This is a genomic window from Polaromonas sp. OV174 (assembly GCF_900112285.1).
In the GTDB taxonomy this organism is placed as follows: domain Bacteria; phylum Pseudomonadota; class Gammaproteobacteria; order Burkholderiales; family Burkholderiaceae_C; genus Polaromonas.
The window spans coordinates 42,691-57,108 of sequence record NZ_FOKZ01000012.1 but is presented as its reverse complement, the minus strand read 5'-3'; the positions used below and the strand labels follow the sequence as shown (position 1 = coordinate 57,108).

The 14,418-nt window shown below is 59.8% G+C and carries 15 protein-coding genes; 13 read left to right on the top strand and 2 right to left on the bottom strand.

The features are described 5' to 3' along the window. Positions 1 to 362 precede the first annotated feature (362 nt). The 11 genes from BM160_RS12205 (at position 363) to BM160_RS12160 (ending at position 10,236) form a co-directional block, all read left to right on the top strand. Entirely contained in the window at positions 363 to 1,751 is a 1,389-nt protein-coding gene (locus BM160_RS12205) for an ATP-binding protein (RefSeq protein WP_092005571.1), read from the top strand. A 1-nt stretch (position 1,752) separates the two neighbouring features. Continuing rightward, positions 1,753 to 2,112 carry a response regulator gene (locus BM160_RS12200; RefSeq protein WP_092005568.1) on the top strand — a complete coding sequence of 120 codons (360 nt, stop codon included), beginning with the start codon at positions 1,753 to 1,755 and terminating at the stop codon, positions 2,110 to 2,112. After that, positions 2,109 to 3,530 carry an ATP-binding protein gene (locus BM160_RS12195; RefSeq protein WP_092005565.1) on the top strand — a complete coding sequence of 474 codons (1,422 nt, stop codon included), beginning with the start codon at positions 2,109 to 2,111 and terminating at the stop codon, positions 3,528 to 3,530. Before BM160_RS12200 ends, BM160_RS12195 begins: the two co-directional genes overlap by 4 nt. Then, positions 3,527 to 4,003, top strand: a complete 477-nt coding sequence (locus BM160_RS12190) for an ATP-binding protein (RefSeq protein ID WP_177218999.1) — start codon at positions 3,527 to 3,529, stop codon at positions 4,001 to 4,003. The genes BM160_RS12195 and BM160_RS12190 overlap by 4 nt, the downstream gene beginning before the upstream one ends. A 16-nt stretch (positions 4,004 to 4,019) precedes the next feature. Beyond that, complete coding sequence (locus BM160_RS12185; RefSeq protein ID WP_092005559.1) at positions 4,020 to 4,364, top strand: STAS domain-containing protein; 345 nt, start codon at positions 4,020 to 4,022, stop codon at positions 4,362 to 4,364. After that, complete coding sequence (locus tag BM160_RS12180) at positions 4,361 to 5,248, top strand: patatin-like phospholipase family protein (RefSeq protein WP_092005557.1); 888 nt, start codon at positions 4,361 to 4,363, stop codon at positions 5,246 to 5,248. The genes BM160_RS12185 and BM160_RS12180 overlap by 4 nt, the downstream gene beginning before the upstream one ends. Next, positions 5,211 to 6,473: a PP2C family protein-serine/threonine phosphatase gene (locus BM160_RS12175; protein WP_092005554.1), complete on the top strand. Its 1,263-nt coding sequence runs from the start codon at positions 5,211 to 5,213 to the stop codon at positions 6,471 to 6,473. The genes BM160_RS12180 and BM160_RS12175 overlap by 38 nt, the downstream gene beginning before the upstream one ends. Positions 6,474 to 6,735: 262 nt before the next feature. After that, positions 6,736 to 7,176: a GNAT family N-acetyltransferase gene (locus tag BM160_RS12170; protein WP_177218998.1), complete on the top strand. Its 441-nt coding sequence runs from the start codon at positions 6,736 to 6,738 to the stop codon at positions 7,174 to 7,176. A 216-nt stretch (positions 7,177 to 7,392) separates the two neighbouring features. Beyond that, positions 7,393 to 9,012 carry an FAD-binding oxidoreductase gene (locus BM160_RS12165; protein ID WP_255368850.1) on the top strand — a complete coding sequence of 540 codons (1,620 nt, stop codon included), beginning with the start codon at positions 7,393 to 7,395 and terminating at the stop codon, positions 9,010 to 9,012. Between the two features lie 10 nt (positions 9,013 to 9,022). Then, positions 9,023 to 9,295 carry a hypothetical protein gene (locus tag BM160_RS22240; protein ID WP_143093242.1) on the top strand — a complete coding sequence of 91 codons (273 nt, stop codon included), beginning with the start codon at positions 9,023 to 9,025 and terminating at the stop codon, positions 9,293 to 9,295. An 83-nt stretch (positions 9,296 to 9,378) separates the two neighbouring features. Further along, the gene (locus tag BM160_RS12160) at positions 9,379 to 10,236 is read left to right on the top strand and encodes a PEP-CTERM sorting domain-containing protein (protein ID WP_092005545.1); all 858 of its coding nucleotides are present in this window, start codon (positions 9,379 to 9,381) and stop codon (positions 10,234 to 10,236) included. A gap of 199 nt (positions 10,237 to 10,435) precedes the next feature. Here the strand turns inward: BM160_RS12160 and BM160_RS12155 are convergent, their stop codons facing one another. Further along, complete coding sequence (locus BM160_RS12155) at positions 10,436 to 11,401, bottom strand: DNA-binding protein (protein WP_092005542.1); 966 nt, start codon at positions 11,399 to 11,401, stop codon at positions 10,436 to 10,438. Between the two features lie 107 nt (positions 11,402 to 11,508). Between BM160_RS12155 and BM160_RS12150 the strand changes: the two genes are divergently transcribed. Then, entirely contained in the window at positions 11,509 to 12,597 is a 1,089-nt protein-coding gene (locus BM160_RS12150) for a tyrosine-type recombinase/integrase (RefSeq protein WP_092005539.1), read from the top strand. Between the two features lie 143 nt (positions 12,598 to 12,740). On the opposite strand, the gene BM160_RS12145 is transcribed toward BM160_RS12150, so the two are convergent. After that, positions 12,741 to 13,676 carry an FHA domain-containing protein gene (locus BM160_RS12145; RefSeq protein ID WP_092005536.1) on the bottom strand — a complete coding sequence of 312 codons (936 nt, stop codon included), beginning with the start codon at positions 13,674 to 13,676 and terminating at the stop codon, positions 12,741 to 12,743. 401 nt (positions 13,677 to 14,077) lie between these two features. Between BM160_RS12145 and BM160_RS12140 the strand changes: the two genes are divergently transcribed. Next, positions 14,078 to 14,410, top strand: a complete 333-nt coding sequence (locus BM160_RS12140; RefSeq protein WP_092005813.1) for a hypothetical protein — start codon at positions 14,078 to 14,080, stop codon at positions 14,408 to 14,410. Positions 14,411 to 14,418: the final 8 nt, after the last annotated feature.

Genomic DNA, 14,418 nt, shown 5'->3' with positions numbered 1-14,418 from the left:
CCGACTGCTGCAACTGATCGCGTTTTCTGAATAATTTAAAGAAAAAAGGCCTGTAACGCTTGCTGCTACAGCGCAAACAGCTATTGAAACAATAGCATTCTGCGCCGTCGCAACGGTGGCCGCCATTCTCCCCTGCCCTCGTCGGCAACAATGAAATTGTTTTGTAATTCGTATTACAATAATTTTTGACGTTGTCCTGTAGCAACTCTCCCACGTGGGTTGCTCACCCATTTTGAGAGATTCGCAGCATGAACATCGGCATTCCCAAGGTCAGGAGTCGTGGTGATTTCCAGGCTGGTGTTGGATAGCAACACCAGCGTATAGCTGGCGTCATCCACCATGGATCTACACAGAGCCCTGCCTTGACTACCGCCCCACAAGAGATCGCCCGCCCCCGCTCGCCGCGGCGTGTCCACCCGACCGTGCGCCTGGACTACGGTCTGCGCATCGTCGGCCAAGGGTTCTTTGGCGCGGTGGCTGTCTCGGTATTGCAACTGGGGGACATGTCCACCGGCACCTTGGTGCTGATTTGCAGCATTGCCTTGCTGTGGCCGCATCTGGCCTATCTGGTGGCGAGCCGCGCGCGTGACAGCAAGGCCGCCGAGCAGCGGAATTTGCTGGTCGACAGCTTTCTGATGGGCGCGTTCACGCTGCTGACCGGCCTTGATCTGTGGATTGGCGTGGTGTCGTTCACCGCCATCAATGCCGCCAACCTGAGCATAGGCGGCTTGCGCCTGGGCCTGATCGGCGCCGCGTGCTTCGTGCTGGGGATCTTGATCGCGGGGCTCAGCGCCGGGTTCGACGTGTTGCCGGTCCCTGTGTTGGCACATGCGATGACGGCGCTCGCTGTCATTACCTACACGGCAGCATTCGGTCTGGTGTCTCATTTCCAGACGCGCCAGGCCATTGGCGCCAAGCGTGAGGTTCACGCGCGCAATCAGGTCATAGAACAACAGAAGGCGGATCTCGAGCGATCCCGGGTGATCGCAGAGCAGGCCCGTGAACAGGCAGAGGCCGCCAACCTCACCAAGAGCGCCTTCCTGGCGAATATGAGCCACGAGCTGCGCACGCCGCTCAATGCCGTGATCGGCTATACCGAGATGCTGGAAGAAGACTTCGCGGATCGCGGCGAGGCGGGCACCGCGCTGGCCGACCTTGGGCGCATCAAGGGTGCCGCGCGGCATCTGCTGCAAATGATCAACGATGTGCTCGATCTCTCGAAAATTGAAGCGGGCAAGATCGAATTGCATGTCGAGTTCTTCGAGCTGGCCGAACTGCTGGACCAGGTGGTTTCGACCACCCAGCCCCTGCTGGCCACAAATCGCAACAGCCTCCAGGTGCATTGCGCACAGGGCTTGGGCCTGTTGCAGTCTGACTTGACCAAGCTGCGGCAAGTGCTGATCAACCTGGTTTCGAACGCGGCAAAGTTCACCCACGATGGCCGTATCCTGATAGAAATCACCAGCGGGCTGGATGCGGCCGGCCGCCGCATGGTGGTATTCGAGGTCAGCGACACAGGCATAGGCATGACGCCTTCGCAGCTGGGCCGGCTCTTCCAGCCCTTTGTGCAGGCCGACGCCGAGACGACACGCAAGTACGGTGGCACCGGCCTGGGACTGGCTATCAGCCGCCGTCTGTGCCGGCTGATGGGCGGCGACGTGACCGCCATCAGCACGCCCGGCGAGGGCAGCCAGTTCCGCGCTGCCGTGCTCGCCAAGCTGCCTGTCGCTGACAACGCCGCGATGGATTGACATGCCCAAGATTCTGTTGGTCGAAGACAACGAACTCAATCGGGACATGCTGTCGCGGCGGTTGCTGCGGCGCGGTTACGAGGTGGTGATGGCCTTCGACGGCGCGACGGCCTTGCGCATGGCGGCGAACTCCCGGCCGGCGCTGATCCTGATGGACATGAGCCTGCCGGTGATGGACGGCTGGGAGGCCACGCGTCGCCTGAAGGCCGACCCCGATATGCGCGAAATCCCGGTGATCGCGCTTACCGCCCACGCCATGGAGGGGGACCGCCAGCGCGCGCTGGACGCCGGTTGTGACGATTTCGACACCAAGCCGATCGAACTCGAACGATTGCTGGCGAAGATCGAGGCGCTGCTATGACGGCGCTGCCTGGCTTGCCGGCGGCGACGGACGTGTCGGCCGCGCCACGGCGGCTGTATGGCGGGGTGCGCGTGAACTACCCGGTGCGCATCGGTGCCCATTTGGCGGCCGGCCTGTTGCTCGGCTCAGTCTTCACCACGCAGCCGCCGACAGCGCTGTTGTGGGCGGGGCTGGTCATGCTGACGTGGCCGCATCTCGCCTACTGGCTGAGTTGTCGCGCCATTGATGGCAAGCGCAGCGAGATGCGCGCCTTGCTGGTCGACTCTTTCCTGATCGGGGTCTACGGCGGACTCTCGGGCCTGAACCCCTGGATCATCGTCGCCCTGGGAGGGGCCATGCACGCATCAAACCTCGGTTCGGGTGGAGGACGCCACGCCGTACGAGGACTGGTTGCACTGGCGCTCGGAATCATCACCGGCGCCGCCGCAACTGGTTTCGAGTTCCGCCCAGACACCTCCTTGCTGACCATTGCCTTGTCGGCTGTGGCAGCAGCGCTCTATTTGTCGTTGTTCGGCCATGCGATTTACGCCGAATCGCTGCGCACCGCCAGGACACGCGCGGCATTGCAAGAGCGCAATCGCGAGATCGAAGCCCAGGCCTTGCACCTCGAACAAGCGCGGCAGGAGGCGGTGCTGGCCAACAAGGCCAAGAGCGCTTTTCTGGCGAACATGAGCCATGAGCTGCGAACACCGCTCAATGCCGTGATCGGCTACGCCGAGTTGCTCGAAGAAGAACTGGCTGACAGCACCTCCCCCGCGGCCCGCGCCGACCTTGGCCGCATCAAATATGCGGCGAAAGATTTGCTAGCCATGATCAACGCCGTGCTGGACCTGACCCGGCTGGATGCCAACAAAGTCCAACTCAACCTCGAGGACTGTGACCTGCGCGGCCTGCTGTCGTCCGTCGAGGCCGCCGTGCAGCCGATGCTGATCGCCAACGCAAACCGTTTGCAAGTCGACGTGCAACCGGGCCTCGTGCTGATCCATGTGGATGCGCTGCGCTTGCGGCAAGTGCTGATCGCGCTGCTGTCCAACGCAGCCAAGTTCACAGCCAACGGGGATGTACAGCTGCGCGCTTCCATGCGTGAGCGCCAGCCCGGCGTGCGGGAAGTCCAGTTCGATGTCGAAGACACCGGCATTGGTCTGAGCCCCGAGGAGATCGGCAAGCTGTTTCAGCCATTTCTGCAGGCCGACGAGGGAACCACGCGCGCCTTCGGCGGCAGCGGCCTGGGCTTGGCGATCAGCCGCCGCCTGTGCCGCCTGATGGGGGGAGACATTGAAGTGAGCAGCACACCCGGCGCGGGCTCATGCTTCACCGTCTGGCTGCCCCAGCCGGTTCCATCGCAAGGGCCCCAGACGCCACCAGAAAATGTGGCCGAATCACCGCCATCGGGCACACCGTTGGAGCACGGGAAATGACAGGCTGCCGCACCTTGCCCACTGGCGCGAGCGATAGTCTTGCGTGTGGCGCCGAGCTCGCCAACCTGCCGGCGCTGCTGGCCGTGGTTGCTGCCCTGTGTCATCGCGAGCAGATCGACGAGCCGACATGCTACGACCTTCAGATCATCGTCGAGGAGGCCTGCGTGAATGTCATGCACTACGCCTATCCCGCAGGCCAGAGCGGCCCGCTGACGCTGGCGGTTCAGATCGCGCATCACGGCGGTCCGCGCCGCATCGTGGTGACGCTGGAAGACCAGGGCCAGCCTTTCGACCCGCTGGCGGTCGCGCCGGTGGATGCCTCCTGCCCGGTCGAGGCACGCGCGCTGGGCGGTTTGGGCGTGCACCTGATCCGGCGACTGTCCGACCGCCAGCACTATCAGCGCCACCCAGTCCGCGGCAACGTCTTCACCATCGAAAAGCACCTGATGCCGGTGCCGCCCTCCTCTCACTGAACTCTGGAGAAAGCTCATGCAGATCGCCATCACACAACACGAAACAATTTCCGTCCTGGCCATCACCGGCAGCGTGGACAGCCTCAACGCCGACGAATTAACCCAACGCTTTGCGGAGTCGATTTCCCAGGGAAACGTACGCCTGGTTGCCGATTTCTCGCTGGTGAACTACACGAGTAGCGCCGGCCTTAGGTCCCTGCTAGGCACCGTCAAGGGTTGCCGCGTCGCCGGTGGTGATCTGCGGATGGCTGCGGTGCAGCCTCAGGTCATGCGGGTGCTCGATATTGCCGGCTTTAGCAGCATTCTGCGCATCTTCCCCGACGTGCACCACGCGGTCGAGAGCTTCACGGAGGCCGCATGAAGCGCGAACCGGTTCGGGGTCCTACGGTCACGCTGGTGATCGGATCGGGCAGCGTGAAGTGCGCTGCCGCCATCGGCGTGGTCAAGGCGCTCAGCGACGCGGGCATAGGCATAGATCGCGTGGTCGGCTGCAGCGGCGGCGCCTTGTTCGCAGCCGGGGTTGCCCTGGGCTTCGACGCCGCCAGGATGACGGATATCACTGTGCGGACCTGGACCCGCAAGATGACCTCCAAGCGCAACAACATGGGTTTTTTGCGCCTGCTGGCTCCCAAGCTCTTCGGTTTTCAGCCAGACAGTTTCGGCTTGCGTGACGATGGCCCCATGCTCTCGGCCTTTCGCGAGGTTTTCGGGCAACAGCGCATCGAGGACACGCCGATTCCGCTGCACATCACGGCCACCGATTTCATGAATGGCGAACTGGTCGACATTACCCGCGGCGACCTCGTCGATGCGATTCGCGCCAGCGTTTCGCTGCCCCTGGCGTTTGCGCCCGTGAAGCGGGAAGGCCGGCTCCTGGTCGATGGCTATATGGCCGACCCGCTGCCGATCAGCGTCGCGATGAAGAACGGTAGCCGCGTGATCGTCGCGGTGGGCTTCGAGAGTCCGTACCAGGACAACATCCGCAGTGCGGGGCGCTTTGCGGCCCAGCTCAGCGCGATCCTTGCGAACAATCTGCAAAAGTCGCGCCTGGCCTTTCAGAGCGCGGTGCACCACTCCGAGATGATTCTGATCCTGCCGCAGTTCAAGCAACGCGTGCGGCTGTTCGATACCGACAAGGTGCCCTACATCATCGAAGAGGGCGAGCAGGCCGCCTTGCAGCAACTGCCCTATCTTCACGCCTTGCTCGATGCAGACCGCGAACGCCTTGAATCCGTCACCGCCTGAGGGCGCGATCGACACCATGCGAGCCCAGGCGATGTCCAAGCCGACGCCGACGGAGTCGTTGGAACGCCCGATGCGCATCCTGGTGGTCGACGACCTCGAGCTCAATCGCGACCTTCTGGCGCGCCGCATCCAACGCCTGGGCCATGAGGCCGGCATCGCCGTCAACGGACGCGATGCACTCGACAAGCTGCAGCAGCAGGACTGGGATCTGGTGCTGCTGGACATCACCATGCCAGAGATGGACGGCTACGAAACCCTAAGGCGGATCCGGGCCGATCCCCTGTCGGCGCAGCTGCCGGTGGTGATGGTCTCGGCCATCGACGAGACCGAAAGCGTGGTGCGTTGCCTTGAGCTGGGGGCCGACGACTACCTGCCCAAACCCTTCAATCCCGTGGTGCTGCAGGCGCGCATCGAATCTTCGCTGGCGAAGAAGCGCCTGCAGGACCACAAAAGCCACTTGCTGCAAGCGCTTTCCCGCGAGTTGCAGATTGGCCAGCGGATCCAGCAAGGCTTTTTGCCCACGGAACTGCCGAGCCCGGCGGGATGGTCGCTGGGCGCCAGCTGTACGCCTGCCCGACAAGTCGGTGGCGACTTCTACGATGCCTATTCGTTACCTGGAGGCTTGCTCGCCTTCGTGATCGCAGACGTGTGCGACAAGGGCGTGGGTGCGGCGCTCTACATGGCGTTGTTTCGCACGCTGCTGCGCGCGATGGCCTGCCAGGCGACGCTCGAAGAGCCGCCCCCCACGACACTCATGCGCAGCGTGGCTTTCGCCAATGACTACATCGCCACCGTGCACGGAAGAGAGAACATGTTCGCCACCTTGTTCTTCGCGCTTCTGGAGCCGGACAGCGGGCGCATGTACTACCTCAATGCCGGCCATGAAGCGCCGTTTTTCCAGCATGCAGAGGGCGGTGATACGGTGCGGCTCGACATCACGGGGCAAGCGGTGGGACTGCTGCCCGGAAAGCGCTGTTCCGTGCAGACCTTGACCATGCTGCCAGGCTCCAGGCTGCTCCTATACACCGATGGGGCTACCGAGGCACTGGGCGTGTCTGGGCCTTTTGGCGAAGAGGTACTTGGGCACGCGTTTGTCCGTCATGTCGGCTCGGCGCAGGAGATGGTCGACGGCGTGCGCACGCAGCTGACGGCTCATGTGGGCGCGTTTGAGCCGCATGATGATGTGACCTTGCTCGGTCTGATGCGTGAATCCGCCGGGTCATGAATAAGACGCCATCATTGCCGGCTCGCCCCCTTATGAGCCTGGGATTGTCCATGAGCCCGGACGTCCTGATGAGGGAGTTGTCGAAATGCTCCGCATTCCGCGCGCTCCACGGACACACCGTCCCGTTAGGTTCTTCCCGCGGGCTGAAGGGCGGCGCTGAACAGCGCCTGCGTTTTGAACTTAACCGGGGTGCTTAACCATGCAGCAGCCAGCTAGACCCGCCGTGTTCGTCCGCCGAGTGCGCATGGAGGATGCACAAACCATGCAAGGCTTTCTGTTGGGGCTAAGCGTATCGTCGCGACGAAATCGTTTCCATGGGGGCGTGAACGGCGCCTCGCCGAAGTTGATTGCCTATCTGGTCAATGCCGATGGAATTCGGCATGCGGCCTGGGTGGCCTGCATCTGGGGCTCCGACGGTGAGGAGATCATCGGCGAGGCGGGCTGGTTCATCGTCGACCCTGAACGCGGCAGCGCCGAGTTGGCCCTGAGCGTGTTGGATGGATGGCAGGGTTCCGGGGTGGCGAGCCGGCTGATGGTCACCCTCATGACAGCCGCACGCGATGCGGGCTTGCGCCACATCTACGGCGATGTGCTCGACGTTAATCTGCGTATGCTGGCCTTCATGCGCAAACACGGACTGGAGCCCGATTTCGACGAGTCACCCGACCGGGGTGTCGAACGTGTCAGCTGCCAATTGAACTAGTGTGACCAATACGACCAGTCCACGAAAATGATTGCGCCCTTGAGCGTATGCCTTGTAGCGGGCCATCTTCATATTGACTGTCTTGGACAGGTGCCGCGCCGCCGTGAATCAGGACATTCAAGATGTAAGGCAATCCAACAAGATATGTCGAGAGGCGCTATCTGCCATCAAGCGCTCATTCAAGAATAAAATTCTTAGCTGCCAGCAAGCATAAGCTTGAAGCAACTCAAGGAGTTCGTTATGGACCTATCGCTGGCGGTCAAACAGTGGCAAGCCCTTATTGGTGAACCAAGTGTGTTACTCGGTGAGGCCGCGACGGCGGCTTATGGCAGCGATACGAGTGGCGCGTACAGACGCATTCCGGCCGCCTTGCGAATAGAAGACAGCGCTTGCTTGCAGGACGTCATGCGCATCGCCAGCAGGCATCAAGTACCCGTTTACCCCATCAGCACCGGGCAGAACTGGGGCTATGGCACTGCCCTGCCCGCGCGTGACGGCTGCGTCGTCCTTGATTTGTCACCCCTTAAGAAAATCATTGATTTCGATGCAGAGTTGGGTGTAGTCACGCTGGAGCCCGGTGTGACGCAAGGCATGCTGGCCGATTTTTTGGAGGCTGGCCAGCATCCCTACCTGGTGCCGGTCACCGGCGCGGGCCCGACCTGCAGCCTTCTTGGCAATGCATTGGAGCGCGGTTATGGCGTAACGCCCCATGTGGACCACTTTGGCGCGGTGACTGACCTGGAGGCAGTTCTGCCAGACGGCAGTTTGTACCGCTCTGCCCTGCGGGAAGCCGGTGGTGAAGAATTGGCACGCTTGTTCAAATGGGGGATTGGGCCGTACACCACCGGGCTTTTCACACAAGGCGGGTTTGGTGTGGTCACCCGCATGTCCATCATCCTGGCACGTCGGCCCGAGTGCATCAAAGTCTGTTTGTTTAGCCTGAAAGATGATGCCTTGTTGGAACCCGCTGTGGAGCGCATCCGCTCCCTGCTCATCAAGCTGCCTGGCACCCTGGGCGCCATCAACCTGATGAACCAGCATCGCGTACTGAGCATGTCTGCACCCTACCCGATCGACAAGCTCGGGTCCGATAACATGATTCCACAAGCGGTCATCGATGCGATGGGGCGTCAATATCAGATCATGCCGTGGACCGGCTTTGCCACCCTTTATGGGACTCACCGGGTTGTCGCCGCAGCACAAAAAGAAATGCAAAAGGCGCTGTCTGGAGTGGCCAGCCGGACCCTGTTTTTGACCCCGGACCGCGCCCGCACGCTGGCAGGTCTGTCCAAGTGGATCCCTGGCGCCATCGGCCAACGGCTGACGAGCGTGGCAGGCACATTGGCCCAATCACTGGGGCTGGTAGCCGGAAGGCCCAACGAGACCGCATTGCCGCTGGCCTATTGGCGTAATCCGAACTCGCAGCAGGGGGCGTTTAAGAATCCGGCACGTGATGGCTGCGGCCTGACCTGGTACGCCCCCTTGGTGCCCATGCGGCCGTCCGGCGTTCGGGCCTATGTCAACATGGTGAAACAAATCACACCCGGGCATGGCATTGAGCCATTAATAACGTTCACATCCCTGAACGACCGCTTATTCGACAGTACCGTTCCTCTGCTATTTGACCGTGAGAACCCAGAAGCTGTGGCTGCCGCCGCCGCCTGCTATCAACACCTGTTTGAGACCGGGCGCATCCAGGGATGGTTTCCCTATCGGCTGGGAATCAACAGTATGCAGAAATTGGTCGATCTACAAACTGACTCACTGATATTCCAGGCACGCCTGCGCAAAGACCTGGATCCGCACGACCTGATGTCGCCGGGCAGGTATTGCTAAGTTCATCTCCTTGCATACAAGTTACAACGCAAGACCTCGCTTCAGGCTTTTGCCTCAGTCGCTCGTCCAGGCGATTCAGGCGGGCATCGCCGAAGTCCAGCGTTTCGGAATCTCATTCTGTCCAGTTCATCAGCCCGATCCTTCTGTAGTGAGCCACCGATGGGTCGAAGTAGCGCTCCGCCTGGATATTGCAACTGTCGATATTTTTGACATTGCACGACGCAAAAACGCTTCAAAGTCGCTGCTGATTAATTTTCTCTTTTCTTTTCAATGGCTTAAATGATCTAGAAAGTCATGGCACGTACCTTGCTTTGAACACAAGCGTGGGAAATAAATCCCTCGTAACAATCCATCTGGAGGTTGATCATGAAGAAAATTCTGGCTGCTTTAGTCGCCGCTTCCGGCCTCGCCCTTGCGGCACCGGCATCGGCAGTGGTCGTTGGCGGGATTGATTTCGGCGCTGCCGGTGGCTCTCCGACCAATATTCACCTAGACACGTCCACATTGGCACAAACTTTCGTCAACGGCAATGACCAGAGTGCAACGTCGTATGGTGTTATCACGAGCGTCAACGCCGACACCACCTATTGTGCCGGTAACGGTACATGCGGCCTCTTCTATGTTGCGAACTATTCTGGCTCCCAGAACTTTGCCCCTGACGGCTCTTACGTTGAATTTACCTCCGCGACGTTTACGGTTTACTACGCAGCGGTCGCGTCGGCGCTTAACTTGTTTGATCAAAATTCGGCCGCCAATCTCGCTTTGATTAGCGGACTTACACCCTGGCTGACCCTCACCGGCCATAACAACCTGGGCGGGATATCGCCACCAGCGGATCCGACCGCAGTGTTGACCGGCGGCGGTACTCTGACTGGAGCGAGCCTGAGCGGCGATGGGTTTGGATTGCTTGACGTCAACGCAGCTGGCGCCGGTGATTTGGCAGCCATTGCCTTCCTCAACTCGAATGGCATTTTGGATGCAATCGGCGGACTAGCCGACATGGTGGTCACGTCTTCGTTCAACAATGCTGTACTCAATCCGTTTGACGTAACCAGCGGCCTTGCCAATGGGTGCAAAACTGGCACCGCAGCAGTAGGCGCCTGGTGCTACCAGGGGACCGCAAACTTCCGCGGTACCACCACAGTTCCGGAACCCGGAGGGTTGGCTCTGTTCGCGATCGCTCTGGCCGGCTTGGGCGTCAGCGTACGCTCGCGCAAATCCTGACGAGTAGGAAGTTATTGCACATTGACTGAATCTAAGGGCTTGCGTGTCAACCTTAAAAGTCTGCTTTGTCGGACTTTTTTATTGGGCCAGCCTGTCCAGAAGTAAGTTAAGGTGTTTGGTCATTTAAAGAAAAATGCCGCTGGCGTGGCATCTCTGGATTTTTCCCAAGAACGAGACGCCACCGTACTCAATTGAGCGATTAGATACGGCGCCGCAGTATGGGCGGTCGCACAAGTGGTTTTCGAGTCGAGTTGGCAAGCAGCAAATTGAGTTGCCTCAGGCTCACGGCATGTGCCATTTTTTGATGGTCCAGCGAAATGCCCAACTCCACAATGTGCTGTTGAGCCAATGCCAGCGCTTGTCGCTCGGCTGCCAGGTCAAGCGTGACGGTCTGCATGCTGGCGGTGATGGCGGTATTAGCCGCCTCCTGCTTGGTTTGCAGTGCTTGGGCACGGGCTCCGGCCTCGAGCAAGGCGGCTTTTGCCTGCTTAGATTCCTGCCTTTCGCGATCCAGTTCTTCGAGCAGTCGCCGCTCATTGGCTGTCGCGCGAGCCTCCAGTCGGGCACGCTCTTCGGAGTGCCGTTTGCCCTCCTCCTCATTTCGGAGCCTATCTGCATCACGCTCTTTTTCACGGGCCGTCAGGCTGACGCGAAGTTCATCAATTTCTCGATCGCGCCGATTTTGAAGAGCACCCGCCTGCTCCAGGCGGATAGTCATATCGCTAATTTGAGTGCGTGCCACCTGCAAGGCCTCGTCAACCGCCAACTGACGCATCCTCAGGGCCTGCTGCTGTTTCTGTAAATCGACCGCCCGTTGCTCCAGCTCGGCTCTATCACCCGCCAGCGCCTGCCTTGCCTGTGAAAACTCCTGCGCAGCCTCCTCGCGTGCAGATAGCCTGGCCGCCTCCCACAGCATGAGCGCAGCCCGCTGTACCGGTTCCGGCAAGCAATTCCCGGCTTCGTCTTTGCTGCTGCCTCCCACGCCCAACCGCCCGGCCAGGGTGCCAAACCAGGCCTCCAGCAATGGGCTAACGGTATTGGGTGAACCCCTTCCCATTTTCTGACGCACCCGCTCAATGGTGGGGCGCAGCCCTTCGGCGACCAAGGCATCAGCCGCGCTCCATACATCTACTTGCTGAACGCCTCTGGGACTTTTTATTTGCATTACGATTCTCCAACAACTACATTAGCCACGATAAGAGATTGTTATCGTGATTAATAAAAAATATTTGTAATTAATCATACATAACATGTATTTATTTTAACAAAAATATGATTTTCGAACCACATACGTACCTGCCAGCCATACAAAAAACACCTGCTTTGCAAGCGGCAACGCTCAGCGACGTCACTCAACAGGCGGTCGATGAGTTGCTGCGCGAAGGCGAGTCCCCCAACACCATGCTCAGTTACCGCAGCGCTCTGCGGTATTGGGCAGCTTGGTATGGGATTCGTTATGGTCGCCAGATTCAGCTACCGCTGCCTACGCCCTGCGTGCTGCAGTTCATCGTGGACCATGCCGAACGCAGTAGCGAGCTCGGTCTGGTGTGGGAGTTACCCAGCGAAATTGACCAGGCGCTGGTTCAGGCCGGCTACAAAGGAAAGCTCGGCGCCTTGGCACACAACACGCTGGTGCATCGGGTCGCGGTACTGTCCAAAGCACATCAACTCCGCGAGCTCAAGAACCCCTGCCATGATCCCAAGGTACGGGAGCTGCTGTCGCGCACCCGTAAGGCTTACGCCAGGCGCGGCGTCTTGCCGCAAAAAAAGGACGCCCTGACAAGAGACCCCCTGCAAGCCTTGTTGGCCAGCTGCGATGACACGCTGCGCGGGAAACGCGACCGCGCCCTGCTGCTCTTTGCCTGGGCCAGCGGCGGGCGGCGGCGATCAGAAGTCACGGGGGCGGACATGAAGTTTTTGAAGCGCGTTCCCGAGGGGTTTAGCTACACCCTCGCCTACTCCAAGACCAATCAGACAGGCATGCAACGCCCGGAAAATGACAAGCCACTGCTAGGCGCTGCGGCCGAGGCTTTAAGCCGTTGGCTGGAGGCCTCGGGCATTAGTGAGGGACGGATTTTCAGGCAAGTGCGCAAGGGCGGGCAACTGGGTGGGGCGCTGGCTCCGGCGTCGGTGCGCGATATCGTGAAGAAGCGCTGCGCACTGGCTGGGGTCACGGGTGATTTCTCAGCGCATTCGCTTCGTTCTGGTTTTGTCACTGAAGCGGGACGACAAAACATGTCTTTGACGGAAACCATGGCCATGACGGGCCACCAGAGCGTGGCTACCGTGCTGGGTTACAGCCGTGCAGGCGCATCCATGTCTAGTCAGATTGCCCGACTGTTCGATCAAGACCCGGCTTAAAGGCGCTCAATCCAAATGCATTGAATGCACGTCACAGAGGCGTTACCAGCGACTTCGCTCGACAGCCAAGCTCAGCGCCCGGCGCTGGGAAAGAGCACGCTGCAACAGTCGTAATAGACCGTGAGGCAAAGAAGCTTGCGTAGTTACGAGTTCGACCAGGCAAGAGGCACGGTATGAAACTTGAAACTGACGGTAGGAACGGTGAAGTCCTCGAAGGGTGCGCCCAAAGCAATTTCACCTTCCTGCAGCAGTACGCATTCCTGCCGGCGCAGCGCAATGATGGCCGAGCTGTCGGAAAACCGAACCCAGGTGCCGTAGCTACTGACGTCCTCAAGATAAAACTTGCCGGCGCGCCACTCGATTCTGGCGTGATTGCGCGAAACCCGAGGATCCTGCAACACAAATTGTGCAGCTGGGTCGCGCCCCAAAAACACGGGCAGCTCCATGGTGGTGAAGGCGGCGCTGACATCCAGAGAGCTCAACTCGATAGACGACGGCCGGGCCGCTGTCTTAGCAAAAGGAGATTGCGTCAGAGTTGCCGGCAGCGTGAACAGCTCCGACATCACTTCGGACTGCCATTCGATTCGGTGCACCACACACGACTCACTGCGACCGCGTAGCTCAATGGCACCCAGGCAACGAAAACGCACCAGGCTGTCCCCTGGCAGTTGCTGGATGACCAGGTCCGTCGCCAAAATCTGTTCCGGGCCGGAGAGATCGCTGAGGCGCGAGGCCACATTGACTGCATCGCCATAGCAATCGCCGTCGTGTTCGACGATTTCGCCGCGCGCCATGCCCACCTGCAGCCGCATTTTCAGCGCTTCGGGCCAGTTGCGGATGCGCTCCTGGTGAACGCGCTGCAACTCCGTCGCGGCTTCAACCGCATCGGGGTTATGGGGAAAGATGATGAGCACCCCATCACCGAGGTATTTAATGACCTGCCCGCAATGGGCTTCGCAGACGCGGCCTATCCATTGCGTTAGACGGGTGATGGCCTGAGTCGCCTTGGCATTGCCGAGGGACTCAAAAACACCTGTACTTCCCGTTAGATCGGCAAAAACGACGGTAACTTCTGCCATGGGGAGTTTTATAGCTGCCTGTAAAAATTTATTCAATTAAAACATGGGCACCCGCCCTCACCCCGCAAGGTTGACGCGGTAACGGCCTGCACCGCGCATGGATAGCGCGCTGACCAAAGCTTGAGATTGCGCAAGCCCCGGGACTGAAAATGCCTTGATCGCCAGTGTGAGCTACTGGCCCGGAACTCAGTTCAACAGCTGTCTCCAACTAAAGAAGGCCTCTTCAATAGCAGTATCAAGTTGACATTTGCTTACCAAGTTATTGCCCTGCTCTGTTGTTTTTCTCAAACGTTTGCCGATAACTTGGTAATGAGACGAGCAAATACCCTTACGCTGAAAGAAACGCGCAGCCCCTGCCATCAAGCCATAAACCCATGAATGTTCAACAAAATCAAAAACGCATGAGCTGGTTTAGCAGTCACCTGAAAAGCAGTCTGATGAGTCTGCTGGGCACCAGCGAGGTCACGTCTTCGGTGTTGGAAGACCGCACGGAAGGCATACGCCAGTTGATTCTCGATGAACTCGATGAATCCCACTTTCCCAAGATCGCCCTCCGCGTGCGCTATGCCACCGATGCCCAGGGCCTGTGGCATGCCAGAGGCGATGTCATGGCGGCGCTGGCCGAAATGCATGGCGAAAGCATAGCCCGCGAAAAAATCAGCCGCATCAGCGAGCAATTCACCGGCCTGCTGCCCAGCGGCCTGAGCGCCAGGCCCAGTTCGCTGGCCAACTAAGGGCATCA